Here is a 22,159-nt window from a genome sequence, read left to right as displayed (position 1 = left end):
AGGGGGAAGTTGTTTGGAAGCTTTGGTTAATCAGTTAAATGGCATATTATGGAGTACACCTGTTATCTACATCTGTCTTGCAATAGGATTACTATTTACAATCCTCACGCGATTCTTGCAGGTCAGACATATTAAAGACATGATTATGCTAATGTTCCAGGGGAAAAGTTCCGAATCGGGCGTATCTTCATTTCAGGCCTTATCTATTGCTCTTTCAGGCCGTGTAGGAACTGGTAACATCGCAGGTACTGCAACTGCAATCGCTATGGGAGGACCTGGAGCTGTATTCTGGATGTGGGCTATGGCTTTTATCGGAGCGGCTACGGCATTTATCGAGTCAACGCTTGCCCAGATTTACAAAGAAAAGAAAGACGGGCTGTATCGCGGGGGTCCGGCATTTTATATTGAAAAAGGTATAGGGATTAAATGGTTTGCCGTTCTTTTTGCCATTTCTGCTTTGCTTGCAATGGCGATATTAATGCCTGGCATTCAATCCAACTCTATTGCTTTGGGAATGGAAAACGCATTTGGAATCAATAAAAGCGTTACAGGCGCAATTATTATCGCACTTTTAGCTTTAATTATTTTTGGCGGTGTTAAGCGTATTGCTACAGTAGCCCAATACGTTGTTCCTTTTATGGCAATTGGTTATATTCTAGTATCATTAGTTATTATCGGGATGAATATTGGTGAACTGCCTGCCGTATTCTCATTGATTTTCCGAAGTGCTTTTGCTGCAGACTCCATGTTTGGAGGGCTTGTCGGAAGTGCAATTGCATGGGGAGTAAAGCGTGGAATTTACTCTAATGAAGCCGGTCAGGGTACTGGAGCCCATGCTGCTGCTGCTGCTGAGGTTTCCCATCCGGCCAAGCAGGGACTGGTTCAGGCTTTCTCAGTTTACATTGACACGCTATTCGTGTGTTCCGCAACAGCTTTCATGATCTTGTTCACTGGTATGTTCAATACTGTTGGCACAGATGGCAAGACATTCGTTGTTGAGCATCTGCCTGGTGTAGAAGCAGGCCCAGGATATACACAGGCCGCTGTTGAATCCGTATTGCCTGGATTCGGTGCAGGATTTGTTGCTGTATCCCTGTTCTTCTTTGCTTTTACAACGATTATGGCTTATTACTATATGGCAGAAACGAATGTTACTTATTTAATAAAAGGGAAAAACCTTAAATTTGCTACTCATATATTGAAGGTTGTTTTGCTGGCATCAACTTTCTATGGAGCAGTCAAAACAGCGGGCCTTGCATGGGCACTTGGGGATGCGGGTCTTGGTCTAATGGTATGGCTAAATCTCATTGCCATTCTGATTCTTGCCAAACCTGCACTGCTTGCGCTTAAAGACTATGAAGCACAGAAAAAGCAGGGACTTGATCCAGTGTTTAACTCTACTAAACTGGGCATCAAAAACGCCGAGTATTGGGAAGAAGGCTACAAAGTTCAGGAAGAAAAAGTATCTTAATAGAAAGATTAAAGATGTCCGGCTGATGCCGGGCATTTTTTTTTGCAGTAAAATAAAAAATAAACGAAAAAAGCTTGGACCGTAAATGTCCAAGCCTTTCTATTAATCTCTTACTTTACACGAGGGAAGCCAAAGCCTGACGCATAATCGTCACCAGCGGCAGCTCCTGTTCCGCCAAGAATATCATTTTGCTTAGCCCGGTTCTGAAGCTCGGTGCGAAGCTGTGCATGGGTCATGGATGGATTCTGGGCCCAGATCTTAGCAGCCAATCCGGAAACATGAGGAGTAGCCATGGATGTGCCACTGATGGTGCTGTAGCTGCCATCATACCATGTGGATTCAATCGCTCTGCCTGGTGCAGACAGCTCGACATCACGTTCCTGAATCACGAAGTCGCCATCAGTTGCAGGATTGCCTCGTGATGAGAAATCTGCAACACGGTATGAACCATTTTGCTGGACATTTTCAAGTGCCGCCACTGCAACAGCATTCACCAATGCACCAGGATAGCCGATCGTGTTGTCTCCGGGACCATCATTTCCGGCTGCAGCAACTACCAGCACACCTTTGCTGTAGGCGTAATTAACTGCATCTGTAATCAATGAATTTTTGGAACTGGAACCTAATGACATGGAAATAACCACCTTAGATCCTGTGCGGGCTGCTTCATCGGCCGCATGCTGAATAGCTCCTGCGATGTCATCAGAATACCCTGATCCTCTGTCATTTAACACTTTATATGCCCAGAGATCTGCGTCTGGGGCTACGCCATAAACACCCTGTCCATTAGCTCCGCCAGTAGCCAGTACAGTACCAGCAACATGTGTGCCGTGTCCGTTTTTGTCTCCACAGCTTCCGTCAATTAAAGGCGACTTTCTTTGTGTGAAGTCTTTACACTGCTCGGCTTGTCCGGCAAGGTCAGCATGTGCTGTATTTACACCTGTGTCCAGCACGGCCACTTTTACCCCATTTCCGCCTGAAGTGCTTTTGATGGAACTGTCATTATAAATGGCTTCAATTCCCCAGGGTGTACCGTCAGTTGGAGCAGATGCTGCCCCCGATCCAGGTTTTGCAGCGGTGACAGGTGTATTCTTAACTTCATCAACTCTATCAATCTTTAAGTTTTTATTTTTTAAAAGTGCCTGATACTGTTTAGCATTGACCGTTGTAGTAAAACCTTTCTGTCCAAAATCCCACCGTACTCCGTAGTTCGATTTCGCCTTAGCCTTTTCCGCACTTGGTCCCTGAATAACGACCCGGTAGGTTTCATTGCTCTCAACCTGCTGGCCAAATGCCCCTGATGCAAACACCGAAAGCCCCATTGCCATACTTAATACTGCTGACCCAATCATTCTTTTTTTCTTCATTCAAAATCTCCTCTCAAAATATGTACTGATCACAGCCGGAAAAGCTGTGACTCTATTATATTTACAAAATTCAGAATAATTAAACTGGTCTTTCGTACTATTTCTTTAATATTATTAGAGATTTAACTTTTTAGGAAAATTTTTCAATTCATAAAATGGATATAAATGGTGTTAATAAAACTGTGCGGAGGGTATAGCCTACTAAGTCATTTAAGGAGTGTGAAGCATGAGAGCTGTAACTTACCAGGGAGCAAAAGATATTCAAGTAAAAAATGTGGAAGATCCCAGAATTGAAAAAAGGGATGATGTGATTGTCCGGATCACGTCAACAGCCATTTGCGGATCGGACCTTCATTTATATCAGGGAAACATGCCATTGCGGCCCGGGTATATTATCGGGCATGAACCGATGGGAATTGTTGAGGAGACAGGCCCTGATGTGACACGGGTAAAAAAAGGCGACAGGGTGGTTATTCCATTTAATGTGTCATGCGGGCATTGCTTCTACTGCCAGCATGAAATGGAAAGCCAATGTGATAATTCCAACCCCCATAACGATTCGGGCGGCTATTTTGGCTATACCGAGAAATATGGAAATCATCCGGGCGGCCAGGCAGAGTTTTTGAAGGTGCCATTTGGCAATTTCATGCCCTTTGTCATACCGGAATCATGCGAGCTGGAGGATGAGTCACTGCTCTTTTTATCGGATGTGCTGCCGACAGCTTATTGGAGTGTGGAGCATTCAGGTGTAAAAGCGGGAGATACAGTCGTCGTCCTTGGCTGCGGCCCCATCGGGTTAATGACCCAGAAATTTGCCTGGATGAAAGGTGCTAAGCGGGTAATAGCGGTCGATCATCTTGATTACCGTCTGAACCACGCCAAACTCACTAATGATGTGGAGGTCTATGACTTTACGAGATATGATGACATGGGAGCTTATCTGAAAGAAATCACCCAGGGTGGAGCTGATGTGGTCATCGATTGTGTGGGTATGGATGGAAAGAAATCCGCAGTGGAAAAAATCGAACAGAAGCTGAAGCTGCAGGGGGAACGCTTGGCCCGATTCAAATGGCGACAAAAGCCGTCCGTAAATTTGGGACCGTCCAGCTGACAGGTGTGTACGGGCTGACATATAATATGTTCCCGCTGGAGGAATTCTTCTCGAGAAATGTTACCATCAAAATGGGACAAGCACCTGTTGTGCACTACATGCCAGAGCTGTTCGAAAAAATCACGAACAAGGAATTTGATCCAAAGTCGATCATTACTCATCAGATTCCCCTCCAAGAAGCAGATCGTGCATATAAGATTTTTAATGACCATGAAGATGACTGCATCAAAGTCATCTTAAAACCTTAGCTATTATACACAAACCGGCCAGGAAATACCTTGGTCGGTTTTTTGAAGTTTAAGAATATAACATAATATTACATGTTTCGACACAAACGTATATAATAGTCCTTAAGGCTATTATTACTAGAATTAACCAAGGAGCATGTAAAAATGAAAGGCTTTAATCAAGATACTCTGATAAAAGAAGAAACAAAAGCAGTCACCCTTTTTATCTGGCTGTTTTATATTATATTAGCACTTTATGATTTATTTTATTATTATCTGCTTCCCCTCAATACAGGCGGCACTATCGGACTGCCATATGGCGGGCTTGGTTGGGTGTATTACCTGGCTATTATCTTGATCTTGCCCTTAGCGGTTTATCTAATCAGGACAAAACGCCCATTTCAGGTAAAATACTTATTTTTTGCAGGTTTTTTTCTGATAGATTTTAGTAACAGCATGCTGATCTATCTTGGTGAGTCGAAGGAATTCCAGAGCGGAAGCGCAGTAGAACTATTATTTATTATATTTGCGCCAATTTTTGTGAATAAGCGCTATTTTTGGATCGTATCCGGAGGCATGATTGGGAAGTATCTTTTGGCTGGTTTACTGTTGAGCAGCCAGAAGGTAATGGTGCCAATCGTGCTTATGGTCATTTTTTCGAGTGTTTCCTATGTTCTGCTGAACCGATTCTATTCATATATTCACTCGCTGACACATGTTTTCCAGGAACTCCGCCAGACGGAAAAGCTGGCTGCTGTTGGACAGATGGCTTCAGCAGTGGGCCATGAGGTGAGAAATCCTTTAGCAGCATTAAGAGGGTTTACTCAGCTGCAGATGGAAAAATACCCTGAAGACAGGGATCGATATAAAATGATGATTGAAGAAATCGACCGCATTAATCTGATTGCAGATGACCTTATGATTCTGAGCAAACCAAGGCTGCCTATGTTTAAAAGGGTTGAACTGAATGCAGTGATTCAATACGTCCTCGCAATCATTAAAGAACAGGCAGCCAATCAGAATATCCGTTTTGAAACAGAGAATCTTAAATCCCTTCCTAAAGTTCATTGTGACGAACATATGCTGAAGCAGGCTTTTATTAATCTGATCAAAAATGCGATGGAATCTATGGCAGAAGGCGGCACAATCCTGATTTCGGCCCAACTGGCGGAGGGTGACCAGGTTTTGATCAGCATTAAAGATGAAGGCTGCGGGATAGATGCAGAAAGTATGGAACGGGTCGTGGATCCATTTTATACAACGAAGCCGGATGGAACCGGTTTAGGACTGATGGTTACCAAGCAGATTATGGATGAACACAAGGCGGAGATCCTATTTGAGAGTGAAGTGGGAAAAGGGACCATCGTGAACCTTATGTTACCTATAGAGCAGCAGGCAAAATAATAGAATTTCAGGGGATGTACATATAATGTGCATCCTCTATTTATATTAAGGACTATTGACCCGATATAAATAAAGAGTTAATAGTTGCTATTTACCTATTAATTATACATAATATATACAAAACATGTACAAATTGGCTAAAGAGCCGGAGGGACACTATTATGCTATTTCAGTTAAAAGTGAAGAATCCATCTTCATTTTTTCAGCCGGAAATGAACTTTCCAGAATCAGAGGAAACAGTTAAAGTAAAAGATCAGCGTATTAATGAACGATTGTGGTATATGGGCTTTTCAAAAAAGCATCTTGAAACACTTCAGGATCTGAACCCGGTGATTTCACCCCTGCTGGATGAATTGCTCCAGAAAGTTCTGGATCATCTTTATAAACAGTCGCCATTAAAGAGAATTGCTGAAAAAAATACAAGCAGGGATAGGCTCTATGGCGTATACGTCCAATATTTCCAGAGCTTATTAAGCGGCAATCTGGATGATGAATACTTTGCGATGAGAACGAGGATTGGCAATACCCATAACGGGGCTGGTCTTCCAGTTGAGTGGTTTCTGGCCACCTATTCTGCCATTAATACATTATTGGTGCCTAAGATCGTAGCGGAACTGCACCAGGATCCTGAGAAGCTGACGAACGCACTGCTGGCTCTTACACATATCATCAATCTTGATTCCCAGCTGGTTGTCGAAAATTATCTGCAGGCCAGAATGAATGAACTCAATGAATTAAATGCTTCAAATGCTCATCTGCAGAAAGAATTAAATTCTATCAGCCAGGAAGTAGCAGCCTCGGTACAGCAAACGGAAGCTTCGATCAATGAGACAAGCTTGAAAGCTGATCAAATCCGCAGTGAAACCGAAACAACGCAAAAAAGCAGCAAAAATTTGCTGAACCTGACTAACCTCAACCAAACACAAATGGATGAGATGGTTCATGCTTTCAATAAAGTCCTTCAGGATGTGGAGCAGTCTATAAGCGGAATTGAAGCTTTAAAAGGAATCTCTGAGCAAATTATCACGATGACAAAAGGGATTGAAGATATTGCCGATCAGACGAATCTGCTGGCACTGAATGCATCAATTGAGGCGGCCCGGGCGGGTGATGAAGGCCGGGGATTTGCCGTAGTGGCAACCGAAGTGAGAAAACTGGCAGAAAACTCTAAGAAGATGAGCAGCCATATCAAGGAACAAATCGAAAAAAGCGACAATCAAATCAGCGTGCTGGTTGATACGATGAACTCCATGAATCTTTCAACAAAAGAATCACAAGCTCAGATTCAGCAGGTAAAAGGCGGGCTTGTTACTGTGAAAATGGAAATGGAACAGTATCTGGACATGTTCGGCCGCAACAAAACAGACCTCGACAGCATTGTTCAGTCCATTCAGGAAATTAATCATACAACCGAAAGCCTGTCCCTTCTTGCTAATGAACTGAAGGAAAAGGCTGAGGACGGAAATAGGAATTTTTCATAACTGCCTATTAAGCCAGATGCGGAGCCACCGGTTGATGCTTTAGCTTTAAATATTGAGAGTAAGAGTACCAGCTGTATATGCCGGTACTCTTTTCTTTCATAATCGGCTATACTATAGGCTAGAAAATAATTGTGAAGAAAAGTTTAAAAGGAGTTACTTATGACACAATCTATCATTCAAGATATGAAGCCGTTTATCCAGGAAGCATGGAAAAAGTCTGCATTTGTACAGCCGACGACCATTCAGGCAGAGGCGGTTCCTCCTGCCTTGGAAGGCAAAGATATTATTGCCGAGTCCCCGACTGGAACAGGCAAAACACTTGCTTACCTTCTGCCGGTCCTTGAAAAAGTTGATCCGGATAAACAGGCCGTCCAGGCTGTTATTTTGGCCTCTTCCCAGGAGCTAATCATGCAAATTTTGGGGGAAATTCAAAAGTGGGCAGAAGGAAGCGGAATTAAAGCAGCTTCTTTTATCGGCGGAGCCAATGTGAAAAGGCAGCTTGAAAAATTAAAGAAGCATCCGCATATTGCTTTAGGAACGCCCGGACGGGTGCTGGAGCTGATTAAACAGAAAAAGCTGAAAATGCATGAAGTCAAAACCGTTGTCCTTGATGAAGGCGATCAGCTTCTCGTTAAGGAACACACTCAGACGGTTCAAAACATTGTTAAATCTACACTTAAAGAACGCCAGGTCCTGCTGTTTTCAGCGACACTGCCGCCGGTTGTTGAGCAGCTTGCAAAAGAACTGACAGCTGATGCTGAAGTCATTCGTGTTGAGAAGGATGAAACCATTCAGGCTGCAGGTGTGGACCATATTTATTTTGTGGCAGAAGCGCGGGATAAAATCAAAATGCTCGAAAAGATCTCAAGGCTTGAAGACATAAAGGCACTGGTATTTGTCAAGGATATCGGCAACCTAACCGTTATGGCAGAAAAGCTTGATTTTAAAAATATCTCTTCAAGCACTCTGCACAGCGACCTGAGCAAATTTGACAGGCAGAAAGCCATCAAGAACTTCCGCACGGGCAAAACGAATATGCTGATTGCCACAGATGTTGCGGCAAGAGGGCTGGACATCAAAGGAGTTACCCATGTCGTACATTTCGACTTCCCGAAGGATATGAATCAATATGTCCACCGCTCGGGAAGAACAGGAAGATTCGGCGCAGGCGGAACCGTTATTTCTCTCGTCACTGAAAGAGAAGAGAGCGAACTTAAACAAATGGCAAAAGAACTGGGACTCACTGCTGAAAAGAAAATCATGCGCGGCGGCCAAATCGTATAAAGATCAACAGCCAGGTATCCATATCAATTGGTGCCTGGCATTTTTATAAAAAGGAATTTCTCCTTTTCTAAGCGAATTAGTAAGTGGAGCTTTATTTCACTAAAGAATAAGGGGAAATCAATGATGGAGAATCCGAGGCTAAAGAGTTTTCATGATGGTTATTTGCCTGAAGCCACGATAGATGAACTGCAGGAAAAAATGCAGAATGGGGAAATTACCTCCAAAGAACTTGTATTGATGTATATGAACCGAATTGGACAGCTGGATAAAAACCTTCATTCTGTTTTAGAACTCAATCCGGATGCACTGCATATTGCAGCTGCTCTTGATGCGGAAAGAGAAAAGAAGGGGCCGCGAAGCCCTCTTCATGGAATACCCATATTGTTAAAGGATAATATCGATACAGGAGACAAAATGCAGACAACTGCCGGGTCACTTGCTTTGAAGGGTCACTATGCACAAAATGATTCATTTGTGGCTTCTCAATTGAGAAAAGCGGGAGCTGTCATTATCGGAAAAACGAATATGACAGAATGGGCCAATTTTATGACAGAAGGGATGCCGAGCGGGTACAGTTCGCGCGGCGGACAGACCTTAAACCCTTATGGGCCGGGGAAATTTGATGTGGGAGGTTCGAGCGCAGGATCCGGTGCCGCCATTGCCGCTAATTTTGCAGCTGCAGCCATTGGAACGGAGACATCAGGCTCCATATTAAGTCCTGCCAGCCAGAATTCTCTCGTCGGAATAAAGCCGACCGTCGGACTTGTCAGCCGAACCGGGATTATTCCGATTGCCCATAGCCAGGATACTGCCGGGCCAATGGCGAGAACGGTAAAGGATGCCGCTTTATTATTAAACGTGCTGGCAGTCTCTGACGAAAATGATCCGGTTACCCTGACAAATCAGGATCTTCAGGAGAAGGATTTTACCATCTTCCTTGATAAAAATGGACTTCAGGGAGCACGAATCGGCATTGCCAGAGATACTTATTTTGACTACTTAAGTTCTGAAAAGCTCGCCGTTATGAATAAAGCTGTAGCCCGGTTAAATGAACTGGGTGCAGAGGTTGTCGATGAAGTAGTGATTCCTTCCACTAAAATGGAGTGGAGTTACGATGTCCTGACTTATGAATTTAAAGCGGATGTGAATGCCTATCTGCGGACTGTCGAACCGCACCTGCATATTCGCACCCTGTCCGATGTCATTGAATTTAATGAAAAAAACAGCGAAAAGTGCTTGAAATACGGTCAATCCATTCTGATTGAAGCGGAGGAAACAAGCGGAAATTTGATTGAATCAGCGTATTTATCAGCTTTAGAGAAGGATATTTATTTTTCAGGAGAACAGGGCATTGACTGCGTGATGCAGGAGCATAATCTGGATGCCATCGTGTTCCCGAATAATTATGGAGCAGGCATCCCTGCAAATGCGGGATATCCATCCATCACAGTACCGGCAGGGTATACCCCGGAAGGAGAGCCGGTGGGCATCACATTTACAGGACTTGCTTACAGTGAACCGCTCCTGATCAAACTTGCTTATGCCTTTGAACAGGCTACCAGACATCGAAAAGGACCTGAGCTTGGAGTGCTGGCATCAGAATAACTGCTCCATAATTGACTCATACTACTCCTGATAAAACAAAAAAAGGAGCAGATGAGAATATGGGCAGAACCAAACGTGGAAATGGCAATGCACAGCGCAATAACAATAAACACAGACCGCAGCGCACAAGCGAAGAGCTTGTAGAATTCACAACCGGAAGCAAAGAAAAGAAAGAAAACAACGTGCAGGACTGATTGAGCTGAATCCTCCTTTTTAAAGGGGGATTTTTTTGCTGCCGCTATCCGAAAATAAAAAGAGCTATCTGCATAAATTCGTACCATCTCCATCACTGGCAAGTAAATCCCCGGAAAATGCATAAAAAAAGACAGTTTTCCCATTAGAAGACTGTCTTTTTTACATTTCATTTCAATTATTTATATCTTATTCTTCAACCTTCTTCAGCGGTTTGGCAGCCGGACCTTCCACAACGGTTCCATCATAGGAAAAGCGGGAGCCGTGGCATGGGCAGTCCCATGTTCGGTCGCCATGATTCCATTCGCATTCACACCCCATGTGGGTGCAGGTTGTATCCACAAGATGAAGGCTGCCTTCAGGATCCCTGTATGCCCCTGTCCGCTTGCCTTTGATCATCACGACGCCGCCTTCATCATTTGACAGATCTCCTGTTTCTTTTGGCACGAATTCAAGCTTGCCTTTGATCAGCTGTCCGGCAACATCCGTATTGGCCGCGATAAATTTTTTGATGCTTGGGTCAGCCTGGAATCTCGATGGCGTAAACAGCTCTGCATAAGGGTTGTCCCTTTCCATAATCTGATCCTTTATCAGCATGGCTGCTGCTGTCCCGTTTGTCATACCCCATTTCCGGTAGCCTGTTGCGACAAAGATATTCTTCTGCTTGGATGTAATCGGGCCAATATACGGGACCTTATCAAGTGTGTATAAATCCTGGGCAGACCATCGATAAGGATAATCGGTAATGCCAAGCACCTCTTCCGCAAACACTTCGAGGGCATCGTAGTGCTTCATCGTATCCGGCCCATGGCCCGTCTTGTGGCTGTCGCCGCTCACTAAAATAAGCTTGTCTCCGTTATAAGGTGTGTACCTCATCGAGCGGGTCGGTGAATCGGCACTGTAATACAGGCCTCCAGGAAAGTCCTCTTTGATTTTTACGCCAAGTACATAAGATCTTTCCGGAGATAATCTGGAAAAATAAAACCCTTTCATATCCGCAAAAGGGAAGTGGGAGGCAGCAATGACATATTTGCATTTCAGGCGATGGCCGTCTCTGGTTACGACATCAGGAAGACTGCCTTCTTCAATATCTGCTGCTGTGGTATTTTCATACACAATTCCTCCCAAATCCACAAAGTCTTTAAGCAGCTTTTTCAAGTATTTAACCGGATGGAACTGGGCCTGGTCAAGCATGGAGAGAACGGCAGTCGTGTTGATGTTAAACGGAATGCTCTCCTTCATTCCGTGTGGGATTCCCAGTTTTTCATAGGCTTGCCGCTCTTTATCGACTTTTTGTGCGTACTCTTCCGATACAGCATAGATGATAGCTTCTTCATTACTGAAGTCGCATTCAATTTGTTTTTCCGATGCTGTGTTCCGGACGAAATTCAGTGCATCTGCTGAAGCCTGATAATAGAGTTTAGCTTTTTCCACACCAAAGTTGCTGATCAATTCATCATATATTAAGCCATGCTGTGCCGTCACTTTGGCGGTTGTATGTCCAGTGGTGCCGTTCAGGATATTGCCGGCTTCAAGAATCGCCACTTTAAAGCCTTCCTTGGCAAGAAGGTACCCTGCCGTTATCCCGGTAATGCCTCCGCCGACAATCGCAATGTCCGTTTGAGCATCTTCTCTGAGCTTATCAAAGGCAGGAAGTTCCTCTTCCCTCCAATATGGCTCAGGATATTGGGGTGTATTGTGGTTGGATGTCGTCATATTTGTCCTCCTACGTTATATTCATTCATAATTTTTCCTGTAAACCCTGTTACTATACAATTTCTCCTTCTCTAACCATACCCAAATAATTGTTAATTAATCAGGTGGATTGGTATATCGGAACCTGAGCAGTTTTTTCTTTAATTCTGGATAAAATGTGCAGACCGAGAAAAGATATACAATATCCAATGTTAATGGGGTACAGTCATGATTACATTCAGCTATCTGACCATTTTTCTGCTCTTGGCAATATTGAGCACTATATTTGATATGAGAATATTTGATTATACGTTTTTCCAAGCTTTGAGGAATCTGCTGTTTTCAGAGATTGCCACAGGAAGAATGATTATTATTTTTACTGTTTTGATTGGATTGGCCTCAAGTACAGTGGCTGATTTCCGTCTTTTGAAAGCGAAGAAAAAGAAGCGGCCATCATAGAAACGCTTGCTTAATTGAACATACAGGGGATTGGTGATGGAATGTTAAAAGAGAATATATCTCTCAGCCAGCTGCTGACATTGTTGATCAATTTCCTTTTAGGAAGCGCCATTGTTGTCGGAGTAGGCGGGGATGCCAAGAAAGATGCCTGGATTGCCATTGCAGCCTCCATTATGTTTGGGTTTGGGATCATGCTATTCTACTATTTCCTAATCAGCAGGGTGCCCGGGAAAAATTTGTATGAGCTCATGGAAATTGGTTTTAAAAGACCAATTGCCATTATTTTTTCTAATATTTATGTAGTTTATTTTCTGTACCTTGCCAGCCGGGTGGTCCGGGATTTTGGCGAATTGATTGCTTCGGCTATTCTGCCGTCAACGCCAATTGAGATCATTTCGCTGACCATCTGTCTTGTCATGGCTTATATTTTATATCTTGGCCTTGAAGTCCTTGGCAGAACTTCAGAAATTTTTACTCCTTATTTATTCGGATTTTTATTCCTTTTGACCATCCTTTTATTCGCAAGCGGGAATGCCAATTTAAATGAAATAAAGCCTGTGCTCGGAGATGGGCTTAAGCCTGTTTTGAAGGCGCTTTTTCCAACTTTGATCGTGTTTCCTTTTGGCGAGCTTATTGCATTTACACTCATCCTTCCTGTAGTAACCAATTTTAAATATTGCCTGCGTGTGTCCTTGCTCGGAGTAGCAATTGCGGGTGCGCTTTTATTATTTGCCATGTTTTTGATGATCGTGACACTTGGAGCTGATGCTTTGCTGCGTTCCAATTTTCCCATGCTCAGTTCAGCCCGCGAGGTCTCCATCGGTAATTTCATCGAAAGAATTGATGCACTCGTTGTTTTTATCATGATGCTGGGGATTTTGGTAAAGGGGTCGGTGTTTATGTTTGCAGGATTGAAGGGCCTGGAATACACATTCAGACTTCCGTACAGGTATTTTTCCTTGCCTGCTGCCATGATTGTTTCAGCTTATTCTGTATTGATATCAGTAAATTTTGGTGACCATTGGCAGGAGGGACTTGAGATGGTCCCATATTTCCTGCATTTGCCGTTGCAGTTCGGACTGCCTTCACTTCTATTAATCGCCGTTTTATGGAAGAGGCGGAAGAAAAAGTCTAAACCCGGCACGAAGGGGATGAAGTTTTGAGTATTCTTAAATCACTTTTAAAAATGCGCAAAAAAAACGAATATCCTGTACAAATTGAGGAAACCGCAGACCCGGGTCCGAATCTTGAAAGCATGAATCTTGAACAGCTGAAAGAAAAAATAAACGCAGAGTTCGGAAGCACGGTTGATTTAAGCATGGATGAGCTGAAAACAGAAGGCAAAGATGCGCTGCTTATCTATCTTACAACTATGATTGATACTAAATTGCTAAAGGAAACGATTCTTCAATCCATCAGCGGGAAAGAGGATGGTTTTAAATTAACAACAGAGGATGATTTAAAGTCTTTATGCAAGGCGAAACTCGGAGGAGCCGGCTATCAGCTGGTCGGGTCATTCGATGAGATTATCACCTCTCTGCTTTATGGTAACATCATCATTTTATTTAAAGATATGGAAAAGGCACTTTCTCTTTCCATGGCTATCGGCGAAGACCGGTCCATAACAGAGCCAAGCACTCAGACGGTCATCCGGGGGCCTAAGGATGGATTCGTGGAGTCGATTACAACAAATGTAAGCCTGCTGAGAAGAAGAATAAAAAACAGAAACCTCCGTTTTGAAAAATTCATCATTGGTTCTGAGACGAACACTACTGTATACATCGGGTATATGGAAGGCACGGCAAATGAAAAGATCGTTGGAGAGGTGCGCAAAAGGCTTAGAGGGATAAAGGTGAATGCTATCTTTGAATCCGGAAATATTGAAGAGCTGATTGCAGATAAATCTGCGACACCTTTTCCGCTGGCTCTGAACAGTGAAAGGCCTGATGCAGTGGCATCCAATTTACTTGAAGGGAAAATTGCCATTCTTGTTGATGGCACACCTTTTGTGCTGGTGGTTCCGGCTGTACTGGTCGATTTCTTTTCCATTGCAGAAGATTATTATCAAAACTTCATGATGGGAAGCTTCTTAAGAATAATCCGCTATTTATCCTTTATGATTGCTTTGATTACACCTTCCTTATATGTCGGGATTTTAACCTTTCATCATGAGCTTCTGCCCACGCCCCTTCTTCTCGGGATTATTGCCCAGCGGGAAGGAGTGCCGTTTCCGGCAGTGATTGAAGTGATATTGATGGAAGTAACCTTTGAGATCCTGAGGGAAGCCGGTGTCCGGATGCCAAGGGCTGTCGGGCAGACTGTTTCAATCGTAGGGGCTCTCGTAATCGGACAGGCTGCGGCAGAGGCAGGGATTATATCGAATATTATGGTCATCATTGTCGCCATTACAGCCATCGCCAATTTTGTATCGCCCACTTATAGTTTTGCAGTAGCAGCAAGGCTGTTAAGGTTTCTACTGATTATTGTGTCGGCGATATTGGGCTTGTATGGCGTCCTGATTGTACTTGTTTTTATTGTGGCCCATTTGAGCTCTCTCAGATCTTTTGGCATTCCATATCTTTCGCCGGTGGCCCCGTTTATCATCGAGCAGCAGAAGGATGTATTTTTCCGATTCCCGATCTGGAGCATGAGGAAGAGGCCGGCTTATTTAAAGACGCAGAATCCTGAAAAGTTTCCAAAGACAGGGTCGCCTTCTCCTCCTCCAATGAAAGGAGAGCAGCCCAATTGAAAAATTCTGGTGTGATGTCCGCCATTTTATTAGCGGCAGTACTGCTGTCCGGATGCTGGGATCAGCGAGAACTGGGTGAAATAACCGTTGTCACAGGAATGGCTGTGGATAAGGGAGAAAACGATAAGTATATTCTGACTGTGGAAGGGATTAATGCAACTGAATTGAATAACCGCACCGCCAGCGGCTTTGCTCCATCCATCGTTTACTCTGCGGAGGGAAATTCTCTGGCAGAGCTGACTTATAGAATGAATGAAGGGATGTCCAGGCACCTGATTTATTCTCACATGCGCACACTGATTATAGGAGAGGAGCTTGCAAAAGAGGGGATTATTGATTTCATTGATTTTCTGGAAAGAAACCGGGAAATCCGTGATGATTTTAATATATTGATTGCAAGAGATGCTAAAGGTTCTGATGTTCTAAAAGTGACGTATCAATTCCAGAAATCTACATCTTTAAAGCTGCATACTCAGCTGGACACGATGATGAAGGATTGGGGCGGAGACCCGGGAGTGAGAATGAATGATGTCATTACGGCATGGACCGCTCGTGGCCGTCAGCCTGTAATGGCCGCGGTCAGGATAAAGGGTGACCCGGAGGCTGGAGCCAGTGCGGAAAATATGATGAAGGTCACCCCGGACGCGCTTGTCGTCCTGGACTCGCTGGCTATTTTCAAAGGTGATAAGCTGGAAGGGTTCCTGACATTGGAGGATTCAAGGAATTACTTATGGATTCAGGATAAAATTGATAAAACCTCGATTACTGTAAAATGCAGCGAAAGCCGTTATATGGGGATGAGAGTATACGATACAAGGACAAAGATTAAAGGGAAACTCGAGAATGGAAAAGCTGATATTCATATAAAAATTAGAGCAGAGGCTTATATTGATGGGACTCATTGCAACGATCAGTTTGATAAAGCAAAAACATACGAAGAAAACGGGCAAATTGCAGAGAAACAGGTTAATGAAAAGGTGGCAGAAACGATCAAAAAGGTCCAGCAGGAATTTGGTACTGATATTTTTGGTTTTGGTGAAGTTGTGCTGAGACAGGATTATCAGAATTTCAAAAAAGTCGAGAAGAACTGGGATGAAAAATTTGCTGATGCTGATATACATGTAGACACAACATTAAACATTCGTCGAACGGGCATCAGGACTAAAAGCTTTCTGAAGGAAGTAAAATAGAAATCCTTTCATTCATTGACGCATAAAAGCTGTATTGATATAATTTTTTATAAATTCAGCTAATTATTATTAAAAAGGTCTGGGCATTTCTCTGGACTTATTTCTTTTAAAGGGGAAAGGTCAAATGAATTTCGAAACGTCTGTCCTGCATAGAAAAAATAACAGCAATCGCAATATTAAAAGTAAAGTCACACCCATCTATCAAACCTCGGCTTTCGCTTTCAGCGATCTTGATGAGCTGGAGGGGTTTTATCAGGGTAACGGCAACTATCTTTATTCCCGGGTCGGAAATCCGAATACAGATGAGCTTGGTGAATTAATTGCCGGTCTTGAAGGAGCGCCGGCCGGGACAGCTGCCTCCTCCGGTTTATCTGCCATCCTCTCGGGAGTGCTTGCTGTGGTCAAAAGCGGCGACCATATTGTGGCTGCCGATGACCTGTACGGAGGCAGCTTCCATTTAATCAAGGAAGAGCTGACACAGCTCGGTATAGAAGTAACCTTTGTGCCATTCTCTGATCCTTATCAGGTGGAGGGGGCCATTAAGGAGAATACAAAACTTTTATACTCAGAAAGCATCACAAATCCTTTATTGAGAGTTGAAAACCTAGAAGGAGTCGTCCGCCTGGCGAAGAAGCATCATCTCGTTACCCTGATTGATAATACATTTGCCACTCCATATCACTGCCAGCCCTACTTGAAGGGCATTGATCTAGTCGTCCACAGTGCAACCAAATACATAGGCGGACACAGTGATATCACTGCAGGTGTCCTCGCTGGAGATGAAGAGCTGGTTGGAAAAGCACGCGGCAAAATTGTAAACCTCGGGGCAAATCTGAGTCCGTTTGAAGCCTGGCTGACCTGCAGGGGAGCGAAAACGCTGGCTCTCAGAATGAAGCAGCAGTCTGCCAATGCCAGAAGGGTGGCAAGGGCATTAGAGCAAAACCAGGAAGTAAACAAAGTCTATTATCCTTTCCACCATGGTGAAGAAGGGTTCGGCGCCATCGTCACGATTGAATTGTGTGAGAGTGCAGATGTGAATAAATTTTTCAAAGAGCTTGGATGGATAAAAATTGTGCCGACACTTGCAGGCGTTGAAACGTCCGTATCCCATCCTCTGACAACATCTCACCGTGCACTGCCTCCTGAAGTATGCAAAGAACTTGGCATTACTAAGCAGGTGGTAAGGATATCCATGGGCATTGAACATGCGGGTGATATCATTTCACAGCTGAATGAGGCTGTTAATCGGAGTCTGTGAAGATCTTAGACGCTCTCGAGCTGGTCAAACAGCCAAAACTTCAATAAAACCATAAAGATAACAGTTAAGATGAAGTTTTTCAGGCTGAATGTCAACTTGCCATCTTTGGGCAAAACAATGCCCATTGAAACCAAGTACCAGAACCACTTCTTATTGTTCAACCTATTTGGATTGGAGAAATGCCCCTGCTGTTTCTTTTTATTTTCATGACGGGCCCAGAGAAGCACAACAATGATATCAAGACAAGAGGCGATGGAAATGGCTGTGATCATAAACGTATTGGATGGCTGCCATTTTCCTTCGTTCTCAGCTGCCTTCTTTTCCTGATTGTGCTTTTGAACCTGGAGTTCTTTGGAGAAAGCAGAAGAAATTTCTGAAGGCTGCTCCTGTTGAAAAGCGGGTTTGAATAATACAGCCGCAAAAATTAAACTGCCTAATAACGCAATATAAACGATAAAAAACATTAAAGCCTGATTGCTGGAACGGTTCTTTTGCATATGGAAAAACCTCCCTTTATCATCATCGTACCATTTCTAACATCAAAATATTGGAAACTATTGTTACGAAACGTTGAACAAACGAAAAAAATTGATTGTACAGTTTTCAGGAATGAAGTGAATCCTTCCATTAAATACTAAGCTAACAGTATCTTAGGAAGGAGCTGACACCATGCCTGAGCTTCCGGAAATGGAAACCTACAGAAGGCTGTTAACGGAGAAACTGGTCCGTAACGTCATTACTGATGTAGAGGTGAACCGCGAAAAATCAATAAATGTGCAGCCTGCCCAATTCAAAAGTCAGCTGATTAATGTGCAAATAACGGAAATCCAAAGAAGGGCCAAGCACCTGATTTTCAAGCTGAGCTCCGGTAAAAATCTGCTGCTGCACCTTATGCTTGGGGGCTGGATGTATATCGGCAGCGAAGCGGACAATCCTGACCGAACCAAACAGGTTATTATTTCTTTTGGTGATAAAAAGCTTTATTTTATTGGACTAAGACTTGGCTATCTGCATTTGCTGACAGATGCAGAGATGGATAAGGAGCTTTCCCATCTGGGACCGGAGCCTCTGGATCACACATTGGGATTTCCGGCCTTCCGGGAACTGATCGGAAGCAGAAGAGGAATGCTGAAAACGACATTTGTCAATCAGAAGTTTCTCTCCGGAATCGGCAACTGCTACAGCGATGAAATCTGTTTTGAGGCTGGACTGCTGCCAATGAAAAAAGCGGATGAATTGGATGAGGATGAAATAAAAATCATGTATCAGTCCATGAAGGGCGTATTAACCCGTGCCATTCAGTTTGGGGGGTATATGGAAGAGGTCTTATTTAAAGGAGATGCCAAAACCGGGGGTATAATGAGCAGTGCAGGGTCTATGACAGAGAAGGAGAACCATGCCTCCGCTGCAGCAGCCCTATAGTGAAAGAAGAAATATCTTCACGAAAAACGTTCTATTGTGCAAATTGTCAAAGCTAGAAAAGAGGCTGCCAATTCCGGCAGCCTCTTTTCACTACTCTTTCGAATCACTCTGAATCCTGTCAACAGTCGTGGAATCGCGGGAATCCATTGCACCCTTTAGAAAATGGACAAGCATAAATCCGACCAGCCCCAATGAAACAATAAAACCGATTGTAATAGCCCACATTAAAGCCATCCTTTAACCTCCCTTTTCTCCTAGCGCAAAGTGTCCTTACTAAAAGGTATATGCCTGAAAACTGCAATCTTTCCCTTTCGATTATGAAAAAGGGAGGGAACAGGCTGCTGCATATCGAAGTATTGAAAGATGGCATAAAGAGGTTAACAGCCAAAAGCGCTAAAGGAGGAGATCTCTTTTGGATTTTAAAACGGCAGATTTATGTGATGATCACAGCCAGGAGCTGCGTATTTGCCAGCAGGAGTTTAAATCTTATGGGCAAAAAAGAAAGTTTTCCGGTCCCATTTCTACGGTTAGAGTGTTTGAAGATAACGTGCTGGTAAGAGAGGCTCTGGAGTCGATTCCAGAGGGAAGTGTACTGGTAGTAGACGGCGGCGGATCCAAAAGGTGCGCCTTAATGGGAGACAGGCTTGGTGAGATTGCTCAATCAAGAAAGCTTGCGGGTGTAATTATTTATGGATGTGTTCGGGACACAGTGGAGCTTGGAAGCCTCGATACAGGCATCCTGGCACTTGGCTCAAATCCTTTGAAGAGCCGGAAAGAAGGAAAAGGGGACAGCAGGATTCCTGTCACGTTTGGCGGGATTGACTGGAAGCCGGGAGAATATGTATATGCAGATGAAGATGGCGTGATTGTCTCTTCTGTACCACTTATTTAAAGTTGAACACCCGCTTATGAGCGGGTGTTTTCTATCTTTGGCACTTTCCTGCTCAACACAGAATACCGTATCTAAAGGGGGTGCAAAGCATGATTATTATCTTTTTGCTTTTATGGGCAGCCGGCATTTATCTTTTGTTCCGCAGCAGGAATGAGGAAGAAGAACACTTGGTGCTGAAACTGATTGGTTATTATCTATTAGGAACATTTACTTTTAGCTTTAATGGCATTGTTCTTCCGGTTGGTTTTGTGATCAGCTTATTCCTGAAGCCCCGGCAGAACAGAAGCGTGAAGCGGGTCTCAGCGATCTTTGGGCTGGTAATAATGCTCCTTGGTCTTTTTTTATAGATGAAGTATAAGCCGAATGAATTGAAGGTTTTTAATCCTCTTTAACCGCTTCCTTTTCAATGCTGATTTCTTCCGGCAGCATTGTAGAAGCCTTCGGGACCTGGCGGGGCTCATAATCTATTTCATCAGATGAGTATACTCTGATCACCATCTGGCCGTGCAGGGCTTTTGCCCGAATAAGCAGGGGAAAGCTGTAACGGTTCTTAAAGGTGAAATCAGGGCCATACCAGCTTACCGTTGCATCCCGGCCGGGCGGTACATATGGAACCTTCTTGCTGTGGGAATAACGTTCGAGCACCTTCACGCCTGCCCGGTCAACTGCATTGAACAGAGTGGAGGAAACCTGGCAGATCCCGCCGCCGATATCTTCTGACAACTCCCCTCTTACGATAACCGGAGCACGCATATACCCTTTCCCCACAGTTCTTTTGCCGACAGACCGGTTAAAAGAGAATACTTCATTCGGAAACACGACAGTATTATCAAGGGCTTCGGCTGCAAGCTGAATATTATGAGAGCGTGAGGTGTTATTTGGATTAAAATATGTAACATACTGGCCGATCATTTTAACCCGGATATGGGAAAGAAGGTCCCGATCGACTCGTGGATAAACGGGGAGGATCGGAATCTCAATTCTGGCCGGCCCTTTATGATAAAAATATGAATAAAAAATATCTGTGAATGCTTTACGGTGCAGTATTCTGCCGGGTTTCTCAGCAACGATCCGCCCGCTATCGCCTATATAAGCGTTCATAGGCGGAATATACGTCTGACGATCCAATGTCTCGAGCAGCTGAATGAACCGTTCACTATCTACCAGAGGAAGCCCGGGAAAAGGTATTTGATAGTCGATTCTGCTGATATTTGAAATGGATTCGCCGTTATTTTCAATGGATAAATCTTCTGGAAGTCCGGCAGTCTGTGTTTGTGCTAATAACATAATCCCTAACATCCATGAGAAATACATATCACACTTCACCTCCGCCATTAGTATTGGCAGGAAAGAATTCTTTCATGTGCCGAAAGAACTCTTTGATCAGCTGGGTCCAATCAGCATTGGACGCTGCCGGCAAGAAAGGAAAATAATAGAAGGCTGTTTTCGCAAGGTTTGTTGCTATTTGTATATTATTTACTGAGTTGATTGGAGCGGAAGGTGCGAGATCCTCGAAAATGCATTTGCATTTTCTTCGTGCGGTGTTTACTCAAGGAAGCTTATTCAAAGTCCTGCGGGAGTAGCAGGACAGGTGAGACCCCGCAGACGCGCAGCGTGAGGAGGCTCACCGCCTGCCCCGCGGAAAGCGAGCATCCTGTAGCGGAAATCAACGGGCAACATTAATAGGTGAAAAACAACAATTTATACGAAAAGAGCCTAATGAAAAAGGAAGCTCCGGTGATCGGGGCTTCCTTTTGAATGCCTATTATCTTTTTTCATCAACCAGCTGGCAGTCTGCTGAGGAATCATCTTCATTTTTATCAACCCAGAGCTTGTACATGGCTTTCCCGTCACTAAGCGTGCCATCTGCCATATCCATTGGCAGCAGGGCGAAAAAGACATAATAAAAGGAAAAATAGACGAATTGGTACCACAGCATATTTGCATCCAGAATACCGATTCGGATCAAGTAATTGACAAGAAAAATACTGGCGATGTTTAAAATGGATCCTCCTAAAAAGATAAGAGATTTGGTCAGTTTATTGTTGTATGCTAAAGATGTATACTCACATCCCCCATACCAGAAGTAAAACCGCCTAACCTCCAAATACCTCGTTGAAAACAGGATTTTACCTGTGCCAATAATAACCCGGATTCCTTTCCCGCCAAAGATGGCTGCAAAGAATATATGACCCAATAGATGAATGAGTGTCACTATAGGGAATACCACAAAAAAGGCTTGCATGAACTTCATAAAATCATCATACCCAAACATGGGAAGACCTCCACTTCACTAGATGTATCAAAAACTGCATATTGCAGACATCATTATTATTTGTTTGCATACCCCAT

The 22,159-nt window shown here is 43.7% G+C and carries 19 protein-coding genes and 2 pseudogenes; 15 read left to right on the top strand and 6 right to left on the bottom strand.

The genetic code is table 11. The annotated features are described in order from the left end of the window. Positions 1-13: 13 nt before the first annotated feature. Positions 14-1,471 (top strand): alanine/glycine:cation symporter family protein, encoded by a 1,458-nt coding sequence (locus LLY41_RS19075; protein ID WP_286137304.1) that lies wholly within the window; start codon positions 14-16, stop codon positions 1,469-1,471. Positions 1,472-1,581: 110 nt separating this feature from the next. Here the strand turns inward: LLY41_RS19075 and LLY41_RS19070 are convergent, their stop codons facing one another. Further along, positions 1,582-2,838, bottom strand: coding sequence for a S8 family peptidase (locus LLY41_RS19070; RefSeq protein ID WP_304586193.1), 1,257 nt, complete (start codon positions 2,836-2,838; stop codon positions 1,582-1,584). Positions 2,839-3,064: 226 nt separating this feature from the next. On the opposite strand from LLY41_RS19070, the pseudogene LLY41_RS19065 reads away from it, so the two are divergent. The 6 genes and pseudogenes from LLY41_RS19065 (at position 3,065) to LLY41_RS19040 (ending at position 10,144) form a co-directional block, all read left to right on the top strand. Beyond that, positions 3,065-4,197 (top strand): annotated as a pseudogene (locus tag LLY41_RS19065) (zinc-dependent alcohol dehydrogenase). Positions 4,198-4,341: 144 nt separating this feature from the next. After that, positions 4,342-5,580, top strand: a complete 1,239-nt coding sequence (locus LLY41_RS19060) for an ATP-binding protein (RefSeq protein WP_304586192.1) — start codon at positions 4,342-4,344, stop codon at positions 5,578-5,580. 161 nt (positions 5,581-5,741) lie between these two features. After that, complete coding sequence (locus LLY41_RS19055; RefSeq protein WP_304586191.1) at positions 5,742-7,061, top strand: globin-coupled sensor protein; 1,320 nt, start codon at positions 5,742-5,744, stop codon at positions 7,059-7,061. Positions 7,062-7,220: 159 nt separating this feature from the next. Continuing rightward, positions 7,221-8,345 (top strand): DEAD/DEAH box helicase, encoded by a 1,125-nt coding sequence (locus LLY41_RS19050; protein WP_304586190.1) that lies wholly within the window; start codon positions 7,221-7,223, stop codon positions 8,343-8,345. 123 nt (positions 8,346-8,468) lie between these two features. Then, the gene (locus LLY41_RS19045) at positions 8,469-9,950 is read left to right on the top strand and encodes an amidase family protein (RefSeq protein ID WP_304588064.1); all 1,482 of its coding nucleotides are present in this window, start codon (positions 8,469-8,471) and stop codon (positions 9,948-9,950) included. Between the two features lie 59 nt (positions 9,951-10,009). Continuing rightward, entirely contained in the window at positions 10,010-10,144 is a 135-nt protein-coding gene (locus LLY41_RS19040; RefSeq protein WP_019382593.1) for a hypothetical protein, read from the top strand. A 187-nt stretch (positions 10,145-10,331) separates the two neighbouring features. On the opposite strand, the gene LLY41_RS19035 is transcribed toward LLY41_RS19040, so the two are convergent. After that, positions 10,332-11,858: an FAD-dependent oxidoreductase gene (locus tag LLY41_RS19035; RefSeq protein ID WP_304586189.1), complete on the bottom strand. Its 1,527-nt coding sequence runs from the start codon at positions 11,856-11,858 to the stop codon at positions 10,332-10,334. Positions 11,859-12,065: 207 nt separating this feature from the next. Here LLY41_RS19035 and LLY41_RS19030 point away from each other — a divergent pair, with 207 nt between their 5' ends. The 5 genes from LLY41_RS19030 (at position 12,066) to LLY41_RS19010 (ending at position 17,493) form a co-directional block, all read left to right on the top strand. Further along, positions 12,066-12,296, top strand: coding sequence for a hypothetical protein (locus tag LLY41_RS19030; protein WP_095244335.1), 231 nt, complete (start codon positions 12,066-12,068; stop codon positions 12,294-12,296). A 41-nt stretch (positions 12,297-12,337) separates the two neighbouring features. Continuing rightward, a complete protein-coding gene (locus tag LLY41_RS19025) occupies positions 12,338-13,459 on the top strand; it encodes a GerAB/ArcD/ProY family transporter (RefSeq protein WP_304586187.1) in 1,122 nt (373 codons plus the stop codon). Continuing rightward, positions 13,456-15,045 carry a spore germination protein gene (locus LLY41_RS19020; RefSeq protein WP_304586186.1) on the top strand — a complete coding sequence of 530 codons (1,590 nt, stop codon included), beginning with the start codon at positions 13,456-13,458 and terminating at the stop codon, positions 15,043-15,045. Before LLY41_RS19025 ends, LLY41_RS19020 begins: the two co-directional genes overlap by 4 nt. Beyond that, the gene (locus LLY41_RS19015) at positions 15,042-16,235 is read left to right on the top strand and encodes a Ger(x)C family spore germination protein (RefSeq protein WP_304586185.1); all 1,194 of its coding nucleotides are present in this window, start codon (positions 15,042-15,044) and stop codon (positions 16,233-16,235) included. Before LLY41_RS19020 ends, LLY41_RS19015 begins: the two co-directional genes overlap by 4 nt. A 124-nt stretch (positions 16,236-16,359) precedes the next feature. Continuing rightward, on the top strand, positions 16,360-17,493 hold the full coding sequence (locus tag LLY41_RS19010; RefSeq protein WP_304586184.1) for a trans-sulfuration enzyme family protein: 1,134 nt from the start codon (positions 16,360-16,362) through the stop codon (positions 17,491-17,493). Between the two features lie 5 nt (positions 17,494-17,498). Here LLY41_RS19010 and LLY41_RS19005 read toward each other — a convergent pair whose 3' ends face one another. Further along, on the bottom strand, positions 17,499-17,990 hold the full coding sequence (locus LLY41_RS19005; protein ID WP_304586183.1) for a hypothetical protein: 492 nt from the start codon (positions 17,988-17,990) through the stop codon (positions 17,499-17,501). A 172-nt stretch (positions 17,991-18,162) separates the two neighbouring features. On the opposite strand from LLY41_RS19005, the pseudogene LLY41_RS19000 reads away from it, so the two are divergent. After that, positions 18,163-18,971 (top strand): annotated as a pseudogene (locus tag LLY41_RS19000) (Fpg/Nei family DNA glycosylase). Between the two features lie 34 nt (positions 18,972-19,005). On the opposite strand, the gene LLY41_RS18995 reads toward LLY41_RS19000, so the two are convergent. Continuing rightward, entirely contained in the window at positions 19,006-19,149 is a 144-nt protein-coding gene (locus tag LLY41_RS18995; protein WP_175609172.1) for a hypothetical protein, read from the bottom strand. 178 nt (positions 19,150-19,327) lie between these two features. Here LLY41_RS18995 and rraA point away from each other — a divergent pair, with 178 nt between their 5' ends. After that, complete coding sequence (gene rraA, locus LLY41_RS18990) at positions 19,328-19,807, top strand: ribonuclease E activity regulator RraA (RefSeq protein WP_304586182.1); 480 nt, start codon at positions 19,328-19,330, stop codon at positions 19,805-19,807. An 89-nt stretch (positions 19,808-19,896) separates the two neighbouring features. After that, positions 19,897-20,154 carry a hypothetical protein gene (locus LLY41_RS18985; protein ID WP_048010608.1) on the top strand — a complete coding sequence of 86 codons (258 nt, stop codon included), beginning with the start codon at positions 19,897-19,899 and terminating at the stop codon, positions 20,152-20,154. Positions 20,155-20,185: 31 nt separating this feature from the next. Here LLY41_RS18985 and LLY41_RS18980 read toward each other — a convergent pair whose 3' ends face one another. Both LLY41_RS18980 and LLY41_RS18975 read right to left on the bottom strand, forming a co-directional pair. After that, the gene (locus LLY41_RS18980; protein WP_304586181.1) at positions 20,186-21,121 is read right to left on the bottom strand and encodes a VanW family protein; all 936 of its coding nucleotides are present in this window, start codon (positions 21,119-21,121) and stop codon (positions 20,186-20,188) included. Between the two features lie 451 nt (positions 21,122-21,572). Then, positions 21,573-22,082, bottom strand: a complete 510-nt coding sequence (locus LLY41_RS18975; protein WP_304586180.1) for a hypothetical protein — start codon at positions 22,080-22,082, stop codon at positions 21,573-21,575. Between the last annotated feature and the right edge of the window lie 77 nt (positions 22,083-22,159).

Origin of the sequence: Cytobacillus firmus (assembly GCF_023612095.1) — a bacterium.
GTDB lineage: Bacteria > Bacillota > Bacilli > Bacillales > Cytobacillaceae > Cytobacillus.
This window is presented reverse-complemented; position numbering and strand designations above follow the sequence as displayed.